The organism is Megasphaera sp. An286 (assembly GCF_002163455.1).
Classification (GTDB): Bacteria; Bacillota; Negativicutes; order Veillonellales; family Megasphaeraceae; genus Megasphaera; species Megasphaera stantonii.
Window position 1 is genome coordinate 35,766 of the sequence record NZ_NFIY01000013.1, and the last position, 15,694, is coordinate 51,459.

Annotated in this window: 16 protein-coding genes and 1 tRNA gene; 4 read left to right on the plus strand and 13 right to left on the minus strand. The window is 52.3% G+C overall.

Features of this window, described 5'->3' with window-relative positions; translation table 11 throughout:
* Positions 1-17: 17 nt before the first annotated feature.
* The 5 genes from B5F80_RS07220 to B5F80_RS07240 form a co-directional block, all read right to left on the minus strand.
* Positions 18-1,214 (minus strand): NRAMP family divalent metal transporter, encoded by a 1,197-nt coding sequence (locus B5F80_RS07220; RefSeq protein WP_087478148.1) that lies wholly within the window; start codon positions 1,212-1,214, stop codon positions 18-20.
* Positions 1,215-1,249: 35 nt separating this feature from the next.
* Positions 1,250-2,014, minus strand: a complete 765-nt coding sequence (locus B5F80_RS07225) for a 5-oxoprolinase subunit PxpA (RefSeq protein WP_087478149.1) — start codon at positions 2,012-2,014, stop codon at positions 1,250-1,252.
* 295 nt (positions 2,015-2,309) lie between these two features.
* Positions 2,310-3,197, minus strand: coding sequence for a MaoC/PaaZ C-terminal domain-containing protein (locus tag B5F80_RS07230; protein ID WP_087478150.1), 888 nt, complete (start codon positions 3,195-3,197; stop codon positions 2,310-2,312).
* A 100-nt stretch (positions 3,198-3,297) separates the two neighbouring features.
* Positions 3,298-3,951, minus strand: coding sequence for a CatA-like O-acetyltransferase (locus tag B5F80_RS07235; protein ID WP_087478151.1), 654 nt, complete (start codon positions 3,949-3,951; stop codon positions 3,298-3,300).
* A 44-nt stretch (positions 3,952-3,995) separates the two neighbouring features.
* Positions 3,996-4,817 (minus strand): methyltransferase domain-containing protein, encoded by an 822-nt coding sequence (locus B5F80_RS07240; RefSeq protein ID WP_087478152.1) that lies wholly within the window; start codon positions 4,815-4,817, stop codon positions 3,996-3,998.
* Between the two features lie 197 nt (positions 4,818-5,014).
* Here B5F80_RS07240 and B5F80_RS07245 point away from each other — a divergent pair, with 197 nt between their 5' ends.
* Together B5F80_RS07245 and panB are read left to right on the plus strand one after the other, a co-directional pair.
* Complete coding sequence (locus B5F80_RS07245; protein WP_087478153.1) at positions 5,015-5,548, plus strand: GrpB family protein; 534 nt, start codon at positions 5,015-5,017, stop codon at positions 5,546-5,548.
* 176 nt (positions 5,549-5,724) lie between these two features.
* The gene (gene panB, locus B5F80_RS07250) at positions 5,725-6,555 is read left to right on the plus strand and encodes a 3-methyl-2-oxobutanoate hydroxymethyltransferase (protein ID WP_087478154.1); all 831 of its coding nucleotides are present in this window, start codon (positions 5,725-5,727) and stop codon (positions 6,553-6,555) included.
* Positions 6,556-6,940: 385 nt separating this feature from the next.
* Here the strand turns inward: panB and B5F80_RS07255 are convergent, their stop codons facing one another.
* The 7 genes from B5F80_RS07255 to B5F80_RS07285 all read right to left on the minus strand — a co-directional run bounded on the left by B5F80_RS07255 (position 6,941) and on the right by B5F80_RS07285 (position 12,846).
* Positions 6,941-7,216 (minus strand): GNAT family N-acetyltransferase, encoded by a 276-nt coding sequence (locus tag B5F80_RS07255; protein ID WP_087478155.1) that lies wholly within the window; start codon positions 7,214-7,216, stop codon positions 6,941-6,943.
* Positions 7,217-7,305: 89 nt separating this feature from the next.
* Entirely contained in the window at positions 7,306-8,877 is a 1,572-nt protein-coding gene (locus B5F80_RS07260; protein WP_087478156.1) for a BCCT family transporter, read from the minus strand.
* Positions 8,878-8,890: 13 nt separating this feature from the next.
* The gene (locus tag B5F80_RS07265) at positions 8,891-10,084 is read right to left on the minus strand and encodes an aminotransferase class I/II-fold pyridoxal phosphate-dependent enzyme (protein WP_087478157.1); all 1,194 of its coding nucleotides are present in this window, start codon (positions 10,082-10,084) and stop codon (positions 8,891-8,893) included.
* A gap of 245 nt (positions 10,085-10,329) precedes the next feature.
* Entirely contained in the window at positions 10,330-11,133 is an 804-nt protein-coding gene (locus tag B5F80_RS07270) for a helix-turn-helix domain-containing protein (RefSeq protein ID WP_204246362.1), read from the minus strand.
* Between the two features lie 21 nt (positions 11,134-11,154).
* The gene (locus B5F80_RS07275) at positions 11,155-11,358 is read right to left on the minus strand and encodes a type II toxin-antitoxin system RelB/DinJ family antitoxin (protein ID WP_239386322.1); all 204 of its coding nucleotides are present in this window, start codon (positions 11,356-11,358) and stop codon (positions 11,155-11,157) included.
* Positions 11,348-12,406: a nicotinate-nucleotide--dimethylbenzimidazole phosphoribosyltransferase gene (locus tag B5F80_RS07280; RefSeq protein WP_087478159.1), complete on the minus strand. Its 1,059-nt coding sequence runs from the start codon at positions 12,404-12,406 to the stop codon at positions 11,348-11,350. The genes B5F80_RS07275 and B5F80_RS07280 overlap by 11 nt, the downstream gene beginning before the upstream one ends.
* Positions 12,406-12,846 carry a hotdog domain-containing protein gene (locus tag B5F80_RS07285; RefSeq protein ID WP_158099964.1) on the minus strand — a complete coding sequence of 147 codons (441 nt, stop codon included), beginning with the start codon at positions 12,844-12,846 and terminating at the stop codon, positions 12,406-12,408. Before B5F80_RS07285 ends, B5F80_RS07280 begins: the two co-directional genes overlap by 1 nt.
* A gap of 128 nt (positions 12,847-12,974) precedes the next feature.
* Between B5F80_RS07285 and B5F80_RS07290 the strand changes: the two genes are divergently transcribed.
* Both B5F80_RS07290 and B5F80_RS11270 read left to right on the plus strand, forming a co-directional pair.
* The gene (locus tag B5F80_RS07290) at positions 12,975-13,991 is read left to right on the plus strand and encodes a LacI family DNA-binding transcriptional regulator (protein ID WP_087478161.1); all 1,017 of its coding nucleotides are present in this window, start codon (positions 12,975-12,977) and stop codon (positions 13,989-13,991) included.
* A 68-nt stretch (positions 13,992-14,059) separates the two neighbouring features.
* A tRNA-Sec gene (locus B5F80_RS11270) sits at positions 14,060-14,156 on the plus strand.
* Between the two features lie 130 nt (positions 14,157-14,286).
* Here B5F80_RS11270 and selA read toward each other — a convergent pair.
* The gene (selA, locus tag B5F80_RS07295) at positions 14,287-15,690 is read right to left on the minus strand and encodes an L-seryl-tRNA(Sec) selenium transferase (protein ID WP_087478162.1); all 1,404 of its coding nucleotides are present in this window, start codon (positions 15,688-15,690) and stop codon (positions 14,287-14,289) included.
* Positions 15,691-15,694 lie beyond the last annotated feature (4 nt).

The window sequence follows — 15,694 nt, forward strand, 5'->3', positions numbered from 1 at the left end:
GCGTAACAGCCTCCCTGTCACATAAACAATTTAGGCAGCTGCTTCATAATAGTCAGCACGCCCATGTACGCCGTCATGATAACGACGATGACGCCGAAAATGCTCATCCACACCGGATGCTTGTAATCGCCGACGATCGATTTCTTATGGGCCGCGATGATCATGACCAGCAGCGTAATCGGCAGGATCAGACCATTCAGCGTCCCTACGAGGATCAGCGTCTTGACGGGCTGGCCGACGAAGGCGAAGACGACCGTCGAAAAGACGATGAAGGCGATGACAAACCAGCGGTAGTTGTTTTCGATTTTAGGGCTGAAGGTGCGGATAAAGGAAACGGACGTATAGGCCGCGCCGATAACCGACGAAATAGCCGCCGACCACATGACGACGCCGAAGACCTTGTAGCCGATATCGCCGACAGCCAGCTTGAATACCGAAGCCGGCGGATTGGCCGGGTCGAGCTGCAGGCCGCTGGCTACGACGCCCAGCGTCGCCAGGAACAGGAATACGCGCATGACGCCGGTCAGGCAGACGCCGGTAACGGAGCTGCGCGTAATCTGGGGCAGCGCTTCCTTGCCGACAACGCCGGCGTCGACCAGGCGATGGCCGCCGGAGAAGGTAATATACCCGCCGACGGTGCCGCCGACGAGGGTGACGATCGCCAAGGGATCGATGACGTCGGGCACGAAGGTCTTCATGACCGCTTCGCCTACAGGCGGGGCCGAAGACACGGCGACGTACAAGGTCAGCACAATCATGACGACGCCTGCGGCCTGGGTGAATTTATCCATGAGCACGCCTGCTTCTTTAAACACGAAAATCGAAACGGCGATGACTGCGCTGATGGCCGCGCCGGTTACGGTATCCATGCCGAAGATGACGCTGAAGCCCATGCCGGCGCCGGCGATATTGCCGATGTTAAAGCCCAGGCCGCCCATGACGATCAGGGCCGCCACGACGTATCCCAAGCCGGGAAGGACCATATTGGCCACGTCCTGGCCGCGCTTTCCCGAAATGCCGATGACCCGCCATACGTTGAGCTGCGAGCCGATATCCAAAATAATAGACGTCAAGATGACGAAGCCAAAGCTGGCCAGCAGCTGCTCCGTAAACACGGTCGTCTGCGTTAAAAATCCCGGGCCGATAGACGACGTAGCCATCAGGAAGGCCGCGCCCATCAGCACGCTGAAATCAAATCCTTTTTTAGTTTTCATACTCTCGCCTCTTCCTCCTTCATCTCAAGACACCCTTACCGGTGTATAAAGGACGTTATCTGAATCTGTTCCTTCTGCAGCGCCTCGCCGATGCTCTTAGCAAAGACCAGGGCCTTCGGGCTGTCACCGTGAATGCAGACCGTATCGGCTTTGACGGGAATATCCTTGCCCGTCGCCGTACGGACCTTGCCTTCGGTAATCATCGTCAGCACCTGCCGTATCGACGCGGCGTCGTCTGTAATCATGGCGTTCGGCTGCGTCCGCGGCGTCAGCGACCCGTCTTCCTGATAAGTCCTGTCGGCAAATACCTCGCTGGCCGTCTGCAATCCCGCCGCTTCCCCGGCTTTGACCAGCCAGCTGCCGGCCAGGCCGAACAGCACCAGCTGCGGGTCAACGTCGTACACGGCCTTGGCAATCGCTTCGGACATGGCCTGATCCTTGGCCGCCAGGTTGTACAGGGCGCCGTGGGGCTTGACGTGCTGCAGCCTGCCGCCTTCGGCCTTGACAAAGGCCGACAAGGCGCCGACCTGATAGACGATTAAATCGTAGATTTCATCGGGCTTCATGGCGATATTGCGGCGGCCGAAGCCGTTCAAATCCATAAAGCCCGGATGCGCGCCGACTGCCACGCCCCGTTCCAGAGCCAGGCGCACCGTCTTGTGCATGACGAAGGGGTCGCCGGCATGCATGCCGCAGGCGATATTCGCCGAGCTGACGTAATTCAAGACGTCGCTGTCGTTGCCGATAGTATACATGCCGAAGCTTTCGCCCAAATCGCTGTTTAAATCGATTTTCATCATCTGAAATTCCTCCCGTTTATTTTCATATTTTATACAAAAAAGCGCTGAATATTAAACATACTCAGCGCTTTTATCCAGTAAAGTATATTTATAATTCATTATAATATACCACGGAAACCCTTGTCAATATATAGTCATTTCGACTATTTTCTTAAATTTTTAATAAAAACAGGGCCTATCTTCCGTTCTAGCGGTACATTACATATTTTCACATACTTTAAAGATTTTTATTGCATCAATATAAATTTTTTTATTTTTATCGCTATAATCCTGCGTTTTTATTTTCAAATGAAATTTAATTGCGCCATTCGAAAACGCCGCGGTTCAGGACAGCCTTCCCCGTCGTCTTGTTGACCAGCTTGAAGTAAGCCGTTCCTTCACCCATCTTCCAAAGCTGCAGCATAACCGGCGTATCGGGGAACAAGACTGACGTCATCTGCGCCGCCATGCGGGTCATCCGTTCCGGCTCGCCCGGAATCAGCGCGCCTATCGCCATGCGGCAGGCAAAGCCGAAGGAGCACAGGCCCTGCATGAACGACGTTTCAAAGCCCATCTTCTGGGCGTACTGCGGGTCGACGTGCACTAAATTCGTATCGCCGGTCAAGCGGTACAGGAGGTTCTGCACGGGGCTGATATAATCGTCGATTTCAACGTCGGGACCCCTGTCGGGAATCTGGACGGGGCTCTTGGGCATGGGCGCGCCGCCGAAGCCGCCGGCTTCGTGAAAAAAGGTCGTCGAGTAGTTGGTGCATACGTCGTTGCCCGCCTCGTCGCGCACGTCGATGCGCGTACGCACGACGGCGCCCTTGCCTTCGCCGCGGTCGTATACGTCTGTAATAACATCCTGGTACTGGAAGGTTCCCTTAATCGGATCGATAGGCCGGTGCATGATAATTTCGTGGTCCATGTTCAAGAAGGAAATAGTCGGCTTGATGATGTCATTGGCCAGCATAGACGCCGGCAGAGGCATCCACTGATACGGCCGGACGTTGACCGTCCCCCAGTACGGCACGGTACCGTAGGTCGGGATGGCCTTCAAATACTTCTCATAGGTATACATCAAATCGTCCCGCTTGGCTCCGACTGCCAAAGCGTACAATACGACGTCGCGCCAGTTGTACTCCAGATAGCGCGGCTCCATCTTTTTTCCTACGAGGATTTCATCCAATTTCAGCTTCATCATACGTCACTCCTTTATGCGTTCTCGCGTCTAGTATCTACGTACTATTGTACACGATGCACAAGGGAATATCTACAGGACCGTATGCCCCCTGGCTGGACTTTTATTGCCAATACCTGTCCAGACGGGCGGCGGCAGCCTCGATGTCGTTGATCAGCTTGCACGTGTGATACCCGTCGGCCACGGCGTGATGAACTGAGACGGCCAGCGGCAGCAGCACCTTTTTCCCGGCAGCCTCGAATTTTCCGAAGCGGATGAGGGGGAACAGGAGGGAGTTTTCAGCGTACGTATCCTGAGAAAAGGACGTGAAGTGAAGCCACGGCACTGCCGACACGGGACAGAAATTCGGCGGCTGATCCGGCTTGGCCTTGACGAAGCCTTCGCCGTCCTTGTAGGCCTCTATGTCTGCGGCGACGCCGTCGTAAAAGGTCCGCAGATCCGCGTCGTACTCACTCCAAATATCGGAAAAGGTCTTATCTTTTTCGTGAAAGACCGTATAGCAGGGCGCGACGACATCCCAGTACCCCAGTCGGCCGTCGCCGTCAAAGCTCATGCGGAATTCCCGGTTTTCATTGACGGCCCGCATGATCGCGTACAGCATGAGAGGAAAAAACCGCAGCCGCCGCTGCTTTTGGAACTCCCGCAGCGGCGCAATATTGATATGGGCCGTCAGCGTGTAGCGGCACTTGATTTGATTATAATAATAGTTGAAATGGTCCCTGCGGGACCACGTTTCCCAGTCGATGAGATGAAACATACGGTATCGCTCCTAACTATTCAGATATAGGTCAACGGACGGCCTTATACGATTTTTTCGGCAATCAGTATATCCATCGCATGCTGATGCGGCGCGCCGCCGCTGACGCAGTCGAAGATGATTTCTTCGCAGCGGTGGAATTTCCAATCGGCAAACAGCGAAAACAGCTCGCCTGACCGCCAATAGCCGCCGTCGATTTCTTCGTCAGGCGGAGGCGGAATAAAGGGCTTCTGGACGAATACGTTCAAGGCGCACAAGCCGCCGGGCCGGATGCGGCGCTGGTACTCCTGCAGGATGGCTCCTCGCCTGTCCGGCGGAAGATAGTGCAGCACGCCGCTTGCAAACAGTATATCATATTCCTGCTGCGGCACATACTCCAGCATGTCGGCCCGGAAGAATTCTGCCGCCGCCGTCGGATACTGGCTCGCCAGCCATTTCGCCTTCGCAATGCCTTCGACGGCCAAATCAAAGCCGACAGCCCGATATCCGCACCGCGCCAGAAACACGGCGTCCTTTCCCTCGCCGCATCCCATATCCAGGACAAGACGCCGCTGCAACGGCGGTTTCAGCCGCAGGATATCGTAGCACATCTCATTGGGCTCCAGGCCCCAATAAAACTCGTCGGCCTGATACCGGTCGGCATAGACAGTCTTTCCATACTGCCGATGATGCCCCAGCAGCTCGTCGGTGCTCGTCTGCAGCAAATCCGCCAAGGCCGGCAGCAGCAGGATGTCGGGCATCGTCTCGCCCCGCTCCCATTTGGAAATGGCCTGAGCCGATAGGTGCAGGGCCTTCGCGATATACTCCTGCGTAAAACCCAGCTCCTTGCGGCGGCGCAGCAGTATATTTCCAAATTGTGTCTTCATCGCTTTCACCTCTCCCTCTAATGGTACGGCACGACGCTTTGCTATGGCAATAACTGCCTGCGGGAATTATTCAGACAAATTCCCCTATCCGTTGATATGGCAGAATTCCTCGAAATATCCGAATCACTCAGCCCAACGTTGCGATGTATCCTAAAATCAGCTATCATCAAATAAAAACCATATAGGAGGGCAGCTTCATGGCACAACACATCATCGTCGTCGACTACGACCCTTGCTGGGAACAGAAATACCTAGCCGAAGCGGAAACCATACGCGCCATTCTGGGCGAAAACTGCACGGCAATCTTCCACATCGGCAGCACCGCCGTCAAAGGACTGAAAGCCAAGCCCATTATCGACATCATGCCCGTCGTCCGCGACATAGCCGCTGTAGACGAAAAGCAAGGCGCCTTCGAAGGAATAGGCTACGAATACTTAGGCGAATTCGGCATGGCCCGCCGGCGCTACCTGCGCAAAGGCGGCGACGAGAGGACGCACCAGGTCCATATCTTTCAGGAAACGGACAGAGCCAATATCGAACGCCATCTGGCTGTCCGCGATTTCCTGCGGGCCCACGGCGAGATCGCCCGGCAGTACGGCGCGCTGAAGGAAACCCTGGCCCGCCAATATCCCTACGACATCGAAGGCTACTGCGACGGCAAAGAGGCCTTTGTAAAAGACCTGGAGCGCCAGGCCCTGCGTTGGAAACAGAAGGAGCCTTCATCTATTTGACGAGGCGACGCCCAGATGATATAGTAAAAATCAGATACGTTAAACATATGGGCTGCGTCCGTCATTTTCTTTATATAATAAACACTTATGCTCTATATCTCTTGTTTTTAAATGCGATCATGCCATATAGCATCAAATAATGCCATTACGGCATCGTACGAAAGGAGTTTTGCCCTATGAAAAATACCGTCGCTACGCTGCAGGCGCAAAAGGACAACCACGACAAGATTACCATGCTCACGGCCTACGACTATTCGACGGCCAAGCTCATGGACGAAGCAGGCATCAACATGCTGCTCGTCGGCGATTCCCTCGGCATGGTCATGCTCGGCTATGAAGACACCCTGCCGGTCACAATGGAAGACATGATCCATCACACCAAAGCCGTATCGCGCGGCGCAAAAAACGCCTTCGTCGTCGGCGACATGCCCTTCATGTCCTACCAGACATCCATTTACGACGCCGTGTACAACGCCGGCCGCCTCATGAAGGAAGGCCGCTGCCACGCCGTCAAGCTCGAAGGCGGCATGAGTGTATGCCCGCAGATTCAAGCCATCGTCGAAGCGGGAATCCCCGTCGTCGGCCACATCGGCCTGACGCCCCAGTCGGTCAACGCCTTAGGCGGATTTAAAGTACAAGGCAAGAGCGAAGAAGCGGCCCGCAAGCTCATCGAAGAAGCCAAGGCCGTCGAGGCGGCCGGAGCCTTTGCCATCGTCCTCGAATGCGTACCGGCAAAACTCGCCGAGCTCATTACGGCATCCCTGCGCATCCCGACCCTCGGCATCGGTGCCGGCGTCCACTGCGACGGCCAAATCCTGATTTATCAGGACATGCTGGCCCTGTTCAGCGACTTTACGCCGAAATTCGCCAAGCAGTTCGCCAACGTTGGAGCCCTCATGAAGCAGGCCTTCGCCGACTACATCAAGGAAACAAAGGAAGGCGCCTTCCCCGGCCCGGAACACGGCTTTAAAATCGACGACGAAGTCATTGAAAAATTAAAACAGTAGGAAACAAAAAAAGCTATGCCATCCCATGGGAGACATAGCTTTTAGTCATTTATAATCCATATGCAAAATGTATATACGACAGACTTTGACATAGCCCGTATATCGCATATACCAACCATCTAGGCGCTGCAAAAAGCGGCAGGCCGTTAATCCTAGCCCCGGAAATGGGCGATGCCTTATGACACCATACGCCCTGTTGACCTTCGTATTCTTAGTGGTACTTTGTATTATTTCATTGAAAGCATAAAAGGAAATCCGCCCCACAGCTACCAACTATAGGCGGATTTTCTTTTTTCCTATGATATGGGGCTGACCGTTGCCGGCAGCGACTTTTTTCTATGTTTATTATACGTAAATCCTGCCGACTTATCAAATATGCGGGGTGCTACGGCTCGTAAATATCATCGTATTCCTTATGCCGTTTAAGCCACGCCGACGCATAGGAACACGACGCACCGGTTTTACAGCCTGTACTGCGGATATAGTCCGCCGCAGCCTGCACCAGCTTTCCCGCCGTTCCCTGCCCCTGCTGCGACGGGTCGACGCCCGTATGGACAATATCGTATTTCCCGTTCTGATCCTGAAGGAAATCAATCTCACCGACAGTCTTTCCCTCTTCATCTTCTATCCAAATTCGCTTGTCGCTGTATAACATCTTCATGGCATATCATCTCCTTTATTTCTAGTATATCCCATGGAGGCTGCCATGTATGTTGTTTTTCTAACAGAAAAGTATATCAAAAAAGAATGCTATTCCCATTTAATCCTTTTTGAATCATCTACATACAGCTCTTTATTTCGAATATCCTTTTTCAGCATGGAAAAGAAGGTAATCAACAGCAAGGCAATAACCAAAAGCAGCGGAATAACGATGAGACTTGTAACAGACTGTATTGTTGTCAGCACATTTAATCCCGGTACAAACTGCTCTAAACAAAGAATTCCTAATGGTAAAAGCAATACTAAAAATCCCCAAAAAACCTTATACCAGCTTGCAGGCTCTTCATCGTTTTTAAGATTTTTAGACGTTAACGTTGCAACTACCGTCGACGCTGCCGTAGCACCGCAAGCTAAGGTAACAAATACGACGACCATATACACGACGATAGCTATTGCCGACAACGGGAGAGACTGCAAAACAGCCAGCACGGCTACATTATTTCCGCTGTCCATTGCAATTTGAGATAATTGCAGTCCGTTGACCAACTGTTGATAGATGCCGTAATTTCCCAGTACGGCAAAAGCCAGCCAGCAAGCCAAGGTGGTCCAAATGCATCGAACGATTGCAATCTCACGGAAGGTTCTTCCGTATGAAACACGAGCCAGCCATAAGCCGTCCGAAATAGTACAGCCTAAATACCATGCCCAGTAAAATACGGTCCACTGCTGCACAAACCCAGTTTGCGCAATAGCGTCGGTATTAAAACTCATGTGAACAAATTCGCGAATATTCGTACCAACAGCCATTGTAAAATTATTGATAATAAACGACGTCGGTCCCGCCAGAAGGATAAACAAGAAAAACGCCAAAGCCAATTTAACATTGAAATTACTGATAATGCTGATGCCTTTTGCAATACTCTTAGATGTTGAAAGGATAAAAAACACCCCAAACACGACGATAACAGCTATCCGCAACCCAAAAGTAATTTCAACGCCTAACAAATATCCAGCTAATTCTGCCAAGATAGACGTCCCCAAGCCAAATGTGCAAACTAAGCCACCAATATATCCAAAAGCTACTAATCCATCTATTACTTTCCGAAGAACTTTTATCGGCAAAGAGTTTCCTTTTAACACAGATTTGCACAAATCCGAAAGATTTAGAGAATCAACTTTTTTGTTCCAAAAGATATAGCCTAAGGCTAACGACACAGGCAAATAGATCGCCCAAGCGGCAAATCCCCAATGAAACATTCCGTAAGGCAATGCATACTCATACGCCTGAATAGATTGCGGCGCAATGCCAAAGGGCGGCGTCTCCACATAATACATCCATTCAACCATACCAAAAATAAAAATTCCCGCACCGGCAGCAGAGCACATGTTCATCGCCGCCCAGGAAAACGTCTTATAGTGAGGCTTCGCATTCGCGCCGCCAAGACGAATATCTCCGTATTTGGAGAACATAATAAATACAGCAAAGACAGAACTAAGAAACGCAATCAACATAAAGGCCCAAGGAAAATTTATTGTCATGACATCGTAAAAAACGCTAATGACATACGCCGTTCCTTCGGGAACAACAATCATAGGAATGACCAAAGCAAATAGTAATCCTACGCCTAATAATGCAACAGGCAGATTGATATTTTTTAACATTCCATTTCCCCCTTTACTTAGCTTTTGCAAACACAGTAAGAGCTTGGCGAAAATCAGCAATTAAGTCCTGTACGTCTTCTATGCCGACAGAAATGCGAATCAAACCTTCTTCCATTCCCATTTCAATCAACTGTTCTGGAGTAAATTCAAAACGAAACGCCGTTGCCGGATGAGCAATGGTGGTCTTATAGCCGCCCAACGTGCCGAGATATTTAACAAGCTTGAGCCGATGCATGAATTCGTTCACTTTTTCCCGATTATCTTCTACTCGAAAGCTGAGCATTGCACCGCAGCCATTCGGCATCAAATGCATCGCCAGCTCATGCTGGGGATGATTTGTCAATGACGGATAGTTAACGTACTGCACATGGTCGTCTTTCTGCAGCGCTTCAGCCAATGCCTTTGCATTCGCAAACTGTCGGGACACCCGCATCTCCATTGTTCGAATACTTCTCAGCATAAGCCAAGAGCTATTCGGATCCAAGCAGGTTCCAAACAATAAATAATCAGCATATATCTTTTTCATCAGTTCATTGCGTCCTGTAATGCAACCAGCCGTGAGATCGCTGTGTCCACCGAAATATTTCGTCATGCTGTGGATAACAATATCAGCTCCGTGTTCAAGGGGACGCAGGGCAAAGGGGGTAGTAAACGTGCTGTCCACAACGACCAGTGCTCCGACACGATGAGCTATATCGACAATACTGTCTATATCTACTACGCGAATAAGTGGATTCGTTATAATTTCCGTATAGATAATCTTCGTATTGTCTCTAACAGCACGCTGTACTTCCTCGCGATTTGTTAAGTCAACATATGTCACTTCCATGCCGAATTTAGTAATAATCCGGTCAAACAACTCAATCGTTTCACCATAAATTGCATTGCTTGTAATAATATGATCGCCAGCCTTCGCTAACGAAAGGAGGGTTGTAGAAATAGCAGCCATCCCGGAAGAACACACTAAAGATTGTTCTCCCTGTTCCAGAAAAGACACTGCATCCGCTACATTATCCCGATTCGGATTTGCTGTGCGGCAATAATAATATTTATTGCCCTGACTGGCGTTATCATAATCGTCCATATCGCAGATAATATTCGCCGTCGACACATAAATAGGCGGGGTTTCCGGCCTCTCCACCGGCATTTTAGGTTCGCTGCCCACATAAAGAATTCCTGTCTTTTTAGTTACGGTTTCATACATCATGCATTCGCCTCCATTAAATATTGTCAAAATATCGGTTCTTTTCTTTCTACGTAAAGGGTAAACCTTAAGGTCGGAGGCGAGTCAAATAATTCTATATTGAAAAAAAGAATAGCTCCGCTATAATGCAGCGCTATTCTTCTAAAAAAACGATAGTATGCAACTGATTAATTGCATTTTTATCATCACTTTATACATTTTCCTTTGCCTGTAACCTTCTTGCTACAACAATGTTGCGCAAAAACGCCTTATGAAATATAAATTTGAATCTCATACGGCGCATTGCTCCAATCTACCAGATTTTCTTCAAATTCAAGCGCCAATACCATATTCGGCAAATTATGATCGGGAAAAAATTTTTTCAGCGCGTTTACGTCCCACTGTTCTTTCAATATAGGCGTCCTAAAACAAAGATATTCCCCTGCGGGGAGCACCTTATATTCTGAAACATATTCCTTAGGTCGGCGCGTTAAATACGTAAAATACGATTTAGGCCTGAATGTGCCGGAAAAAAAGTCGGAAACAGACATAACATATCCATATTGTCTCCGATAAGGCAAATCCCGAAGACGATCCGAGCCCTTCGCCTCTGCCAAACGGATTTCCATATCGGCCAATTCATCCGTGTCATAGCAAGGCACCTGAATGATATGCCGTTCGGGCAAGTATAAATGATACCATTGCTGCAAATCCGACGTTCGGCTCATATAGGTAAAACAATCAATGTACCATTCTATATCTTTTATACGCTCTTTAACCCGCTCTAATTCCCGATGTGCATTTCGCCATTCTGCTTCTAAGGCTTGAATCATAGCCTCCGCCGTTCCATCTTTAATAATCGCGCCAATTTCCGCTAGATTAAGGCCCAACCCCTGCAAATATTTTATCCGATCAATGATATGAAATTGATCGTACGTATACCATCGATACCCCGTATCTTCTGATATTTTCTTAGGTTTTAAAATTCCGATTTTCTCGTAATGCCTAAGAGTCGTTGTTGTCACGCCTAATAATTTTGCTGTTTCCCCGATAGAGTAATACTCTTTCATCATATTATCCCCTATATACCGCGATTAAAACGCATCCCATTCGGCAAAGCGCTCGTTCATGCGCTTTTTCTTTTGCTTCGCCTTTGCCGGCCCTTCTGACGCCGGGCCGAAGGGCATTCTTCCTGCTTCTACGGTGCGCTTATAAAACAAGGCGACGGCTTCTTCTTCGCTTAATCCCATGCGGGCAAAGATGGCCGCCGCTTCCTTGCGCAGCTGTTCATCTATCATCTTGGTGTTCCGCCCCTTTCTCCATACGCCTGCGATGGCGTTCTTCCGCTTCGCCGTTGATGCCGTCGAGCGTCGCCATATGCCCTACGGCATACAGCATCGTCTTCAGCATGACGACGCCCAGCACGGCCCCTGTGCCTTCACCCAGGGCCATGTCGGCGTGGATGAGCACGTCGTATTCGTCTATACCGCACAGCCGCAGGGCCGCGCTCATGCCGGGCTCGCGGGAAATGTGCGACGGCAGCGCGTACTGCCGCACGGCCGGATGGGTCTTCACGGCGCAGGCCAGGGCTACGGCCGTAATAAATCCGTCGATGTAAAAGGGAAGCCTAGCCTCGGCGCAGGCCAGCATCGCGCCGTACAAGGCGGCCAAATCGAAGCCGCCGACGCAGCGCAGAGCGTCCTCCGGCGACTGGATTTCCTCTTCATATTTTTGCAGCGCCTCCTTGACGACTTGCTCTTTGTGAAACCAAAGGCGGTAATTGCCTCTAGCCGAGCCGTGGCCGACGAGAAACGCGCTGCCAGCCGGCGCTATGGCCGTCAGCACGGCGGCCGACGTCGTCGTGTTTCCTATGCCCATTTCACCGAAGGACAGGATGTTGCATCCCCGGGCTTTCGCCGCTTCGACCCGTTCCCTGCCGACGGCGGCGGCGCGGGTAAATTGTTCCGTTGTCATCGCCGGCTGTACCGAAAAATCGGCCGTCCCTCTGGCGATTTTCCTGTCGACGCCGACGGCGTCTTCACTGTCGATGCCGACGTCTACGACTTCGTAGGGAATGCCGTGACAACGGCAGAAACAGGTCACAGCCGACGTTCCTTCCGTCATATGCACGCTCTGCATGTACGTAATATCAGACAGCTGAGCTACGACGCCGGAGCGGACGACGCCGTTGTCCGCGGCAAAGATAATATGGCGGGGACGAAGTTCCTCCTGAAAGGAGCCCCAGGCCAGGAAAACCTGACGCACCTGCTGCTCCAGCAGGCCCAGGCTTCCCGGCGGCTTGGCTAAGTTATGGAGCCGTTCGTCTACTTGCGCTGCAAAATCCATTATACCGTCATCCCTTTATAAGCCCAATAGGCGCGCCGCCGCGCCTCACCCTGCTCATCCAGCGCCGGCAGCGTTACGCCGTGGGGCCGGGCCTGTCCCGTTTCCTCTTCGATATGGACGAAGGATACGAAGCATTCCGCCGCCATGGCCCCGTCGGAGCGCCGCGTCATGGCCATATGCGCGCCGACGCTCGTCGTCCCGGCATAGACGACGGTACTGGAAATGTCGATGGTGTCGCCTTTGCGGACCGGCCGGAGAAACCGCAGCCCGTCCAATCCCAGGCAGACGATATGGCCGCTGTTCAGAAAGCTTTGCACGGCCAGAAAGCCGCACTCGATCATATACGACGCCGCCTGCCCGGCAAACAACGTATCATGCGGATTCAAGTCCTTTCCCAGTACCATATGGGCCGCCGATACGCGCTTGTCTATTCCCGTCATAGTCATTCCTCCCCAACTCACCGTTAATGTATCTATTGTATCATACTATAGCGAGGAAATAAGCCTATTCTAGCCTTGAAAATTCGTTTTTTTTATGTCAAAATAAAACAATATAGAGGGGGTATAGTATGTCTACGATTAAAGATATCGCTCGTGAAGCCGGCGTTTCCATCGCCACCGTTTCCATCGTCCTGAACGGCAAGGGACAGGAACGAAAAATTTCCAAGGAAACGCAGGCCCGGATACATCAAATCGCCAAACAGCTGAAATACGTGCCGAACCAGTCGGCTAAAAAGCTGCGGGCTACGCAGAAAAACAGTTACGCCATAGCGTTTTATTGGGCGACGGACTTCCGCATCAATTACCTGGCCCGTATTACGCTGGGTATTCAAAAAGAAATTATGCAGCAGAATAAGGTCGTCCACCTGACCGTCGTGCCCTACGAGGTCGACAACCTGAAAAAGCAGATGGAAACGACGCAGAATGAATTTTTTAACGGCATCATCATCGCCAATATGTCTAACGCCGACATGGAATATTTAAACTCCTGCGACATTTCCTATCCCGTCGTCCTGTTCAACAGGGAATCGCCGAAATACAGCAGCGTCACCATGGACAACTACGAAGTCGGGGCCCAGGTCGCCCGCCATTTTCTCGACAAGGGAATCTACGACGCCGGCGTGCTGACCCACGACACGACCTTCCCCATCATGCGCATGTGGATGAAGGGCTTTCTCGACACCTTTGCCGAAGCCGGCCATCCCGTGCCGGAGGAAAATATCGTCCTGTGCGACACGTCGTCTTCCAGCGCTATCGACGCGACGAAGAAGCTCTATGCAGAAAAGCGCCTGCCGAAGGCCATGTTCTGCGAATCCGACGTACTGGCTCACGGCATGCTGTTCGCCTGCCATGAATTAGGCGTCTCCATTCCCGGCGACGTAGAAGTATTTACCATCGGCATCAACATGGCCGAATTCAACGATTACGCCATTCCGTCCTTGTCCCGCATCGATATTCCCATGCGGGAAATCGGCGAAAAATGCCTCCATCTCCTCGTCGACCTCATCGAAAAGAAGACGCCGAATCCGACAGTCGTCTACGCTGAGGGCATTAAAATCATCGGCCAGTCGTCGCCGGAAGCCTAAGGGCCCGGCCGGAGGAGAGGGGATTCCGTTGCGCCGACGCGGCAAACATGGTATACTGAACCTATCTTGGGGGAGTATGGGTTCTGGTGTGCCCTCTGGTCTTCAAAACCAGTATGAGGAGTTAAGAGCTTCTTAGGTAGGTTCGATTCCTACACTTTCCCGCCAACTACCAGACAAGGCAGCCCGCAAAGCCGCCTTGTCTTTTTTAGTATCTAGCCGCTCCGTTTGCCTTTGCAATAGAAGCAGCCCGATAAAAAAGCGAAGACCCGTAGTCGCGGGCTTCGCTGTTTTTACGTTATCCTTCGGCTACGGCCTTGGCAATTTCCGTGCAGATCAGGGGAAATTCGTCGTCCCGCAGCGTCCGTACGGACAGGTACAGCCGGTCTTGCTGCACTCTGGCGACGACGGGGACTTCGGCATGGCGCAGGCGGCGTTCCAATTCTGCCGCCGTCAGGCCTTCCGACGCGACGGCCGCGGCGTACCCCGGCAGCGTATATTCCGGATAGGAACCGCCGCCGACCATGTCGCGGACCGGCACGGTCTGCACCTGCAGGGCCGCGTCGGCAGTCCGCAGCATTTGAGCCAGCATATCGGCCCGCCGCAGGCATTCCTTCTGCGTCCGCGCCAGCATCTGCAGCGCCGGAATAGACCGTATCGCCAGGTCTTCGTCCCGGTACAGCTGCAGCGTCGCCTCCAAGGCGGCCAGGGTCATCTTATCGACCCGCAGGGCCCGCAGCAGCTGGTGTCTTTTCATCGGCTCGATATACTCGGCCTTGCCGACGATAATGCCGGCCTGCGGCCCGCCGAGGAGCTTGTCTCCGCTGAACATGACGACGTCGCAGCCCTGTTTCAGGACTTCCTTTACCGTCGGCTCGTAGGGCAGGCCGAAGCGGCGCATGTCGACGAACAATCCGCTGCCCAGGTCGTTGATGAGGGGCAGGCCCTTGGCGTGGGCCAGCTCGGCCAGCTCTTGGGCGGGCACGCTTTCAGAAAACCCTATGATGCGATAATTGCTCGTATGGACTTTCATAATCGCGCCGGTACCTTCGCCGACGGCCCGGCTGTAGTCCGACAGATGGGTCTTATTGGTCGTCCCGACTTCCCGTATCGTGCCGCCGCTGGCTTCGATGACGTCGGGAATGCGGAACAGGCCGCCGATTTCCACGAGCTCGCCCCGGGAAATAACGACTTCTTTCCCTTTCGTCATCGACGTCAGGGCCAGCAGCACGGCGGCAGCGTTGTTATTGACGACGAGGACGTCCTCCGCTCCGGTCAGCTCTTTGAGCAGCGACTGCAGGTGAGCATAGCGGGAGCCGCGCCGTCCTTCGTCCAGATCGTATTCCAAGTTTGAGTACGACGCGGCGATTTCGCCTACGTGCCGTCCAATGTCTTCACTCAGCACAGACCGGCCCAGATTCGTATGAAGAATCGTCCCCGTCGCGTTGACGACTTTTTTCAGTCGCAGGGATTTCTGCCGGCGGAAATAGGCCAGCACCATGGCATCCAGCTCGTCCTCTGCCGGTACGTCGCTGCGGCGTTCGGCCAAAATATCCCGGCGCAGTCCGGCCAATACGTCCTGTACGGCCTGCTTTATCAGGCTGCGGGACAGGCTTTGTTCCCATTCGGCCAAGGCCGGCCGCTGCAGCAGTACGTCTACCTTGGGAAGCTGCCGCAGCAGCTGTCTCGTATCTTGTTTCATTGCC